This is a genomic window from Promicromonospora kroppenstedtii DSM 19349 (assembly GCF_000515355.1).
GTDB lineage: Bacteria > Actinomycetota > Actinomycetes > Actinomycetales > Cellulomonadaceae > Promicromonospora > Promicromonospora kroppenstedtii.
On sequence record NZ_KI911714.1, the window covers coordinates 1,110 to 3,136 of the forward strand.

General features: G+C 71.1%; 1 protein-coding gene. It reads right to left on the reverse strand.

Annotation, left to right across the window (positions count from 1 at the left end; genetic code table 11):
• A partial coding sequence (locus PROKR_RS20210) for an alpha-amylase family glycosyl hydrolase (protein WP_211240190.1) occupies window positions 1–2,027 on the reverse strand: 2,027 nt, incomplete at both ends.

Consider the following 2,027-nt stretch of genomic DNA (forward strand, 5'->3'; position numbering starts at 1 on the left):
CGCCCACGGCGCGGTCCGCGACCAGCACGATCGCGGAGCGGGCCGGGACGGTCAGCGTGACCGCGCCATCCGCGTCGGCCGTGACCGGGGCGTCGGTGCCGTACAGCGGCGCGTACGTGGCGCCCGGCGTGAGCGTGTCGAGGGCGACCGTGCGCTGCTGCGCGGCGTTGTTGGCGGCGACGAGGTGCTCGATCTTCTCCTCGCGGTCGACGCGGGAGAACGCGTAGACACCGGCGCCGTCCTCGGCGTAGCGCTCGATCTGGGCACCGGTCGCCAGGGCCGGGTGCTCCTCACGGAGGTCTGCCAGGGTGGCGATGTGCTCGTAGAGCGGTGCGTCGGTGGCGTACCGGTCCACGCTGCCGGCGTGCTCGCCGGTGACCAGCGGCTGGTCGGCGTACTCGTCGACCTGGGTCGCGAACAGGGTCTGGCGGGCGTCCTTGTCGCCGCCGGTGCCCGCGAAGCCCTGCTCGTCGCCGTAGTAGACGACCGGCTGCCCACGGGTGAGGTACATCAGCTCGTGCGCCAGCTCGTCGCGCTCCAGCGGGTTCTCAGCACCCGCCAGCATGTAGCCGACGCGGCCCATGTCGTGGTTGCCGAGGAACGTCGGCAGGGCGGCGGCGCTGCTGTGCGGGGTGGTGTACAGGTCGTCGGAGGCGTACAGGTCGGCCAGGCGGCGGGCGCTGTTGCCGCTGGCGTAGCTCGTGGCGGCCGACTGGAACGAGAAGTCGAGCACTGAGCTCATGTCGGTGCGGCGCACGTACGGGGAGGTCTTGGCGGCGTCGGCGTCGTACACCTCCCCGAAGGTGAAGAACTCGTCCTCGCCCTGCGCGCGGGCGTACTCGGCGATCTCGGTGGACCACTCCTCCCAGAACTCGAAGTTCACGTGCTTGACCGTGTCGATGCGGAACCCGTCGATGCCCAGGTCGATCCACGCCTTGTAGATCTCCTCGAAGCCGTCGACCACGCGCGGGTGCTCGGTCATGAGGTCGTCCAGGCCGCTGAAGTCGCCGTACGTGACCGACTCCCCGGACCACGTCGAGTTGCCCCGGTTGTGGTAGAGCGTCGGGTCGTTGAGCCAGGCCGGGACCTTGGCGTCCTGGTCGGCCGGGTCGACGACGGGGGTGTACGGGAAGCTCGTGGCGGCGTCGAGCTCGGGGAAGTCGCCCGTGCCGGCGAAGTCGGCGGGGTCGAACGGGTTGCCCTCGGCATCCCGGTACGGGGCGGTCGCCTGGTCCACGTAGTCGTAGGCGCCCTCGGTGTAGTCGACGACGTCGGCCGTGTGGTTGGTGATGATGTCGAAGTAGACCTTGAGGCCGCGCACGTGGGCGTCGTCGATCAGCGCCTCGAGCTCGGCGTTGGTGCCCAGGTGCGGGTCGATCCGCGTGAAGTCGGTGATCCAGTAGCCGTGGTAGCCGGCGCTGACGTCGTTGCCGGAGCCCTGCACGGGGCGGTTCAGGAAGCTCGGGGTAAGCCAGATCGCTGTCGTGCCCAGGCCCTCGATGTAGTCGAGGTTCTCGCGCAGGCCCGCGAGGTCGCCGCCCTGGTAGAAGCCCTTGTCGGCCGGGTCGAAGCCGGTCGTGAGCCGGTCGCCGTCCAGCCCGCCGGTGTCGTTGGCCGGGTCGCCGTTGGCGAACCGGTCGGTCATCACGAAGTAGAAGCGCTCGTCGCCGCCCGGCTGCCGCACGGGGTCGTGCACCAGGGCGTCGTCCGCCTCCGTGTAGTTCCCGGCCAGGCCGAGCGGCGTCAGGGCGGTGCGGTGGGTCGTGTCGTCGTAGGTGACGCGGACCGTCGCGGGCCCGGCCAGGTGGAGGGGCGCGTTCTCGGAGCCGCCGTCGCGCCCGTACGACTCGTCCCACGCGTCGTCCAGGGCGACCTTGTACTCGTAGGTACCCGCCGGGACCTGGAACTCTGCCACGAAGGTGCCGTCGCCCTGGGCGACGAGCTCCGTGTCGGCGCACGCCGGGTCCCAGTCGGCGGCGCAGCCGAGCTCGTCCTGCAGGCTGCCGACCAGGGCGGCGGTGCGGTCC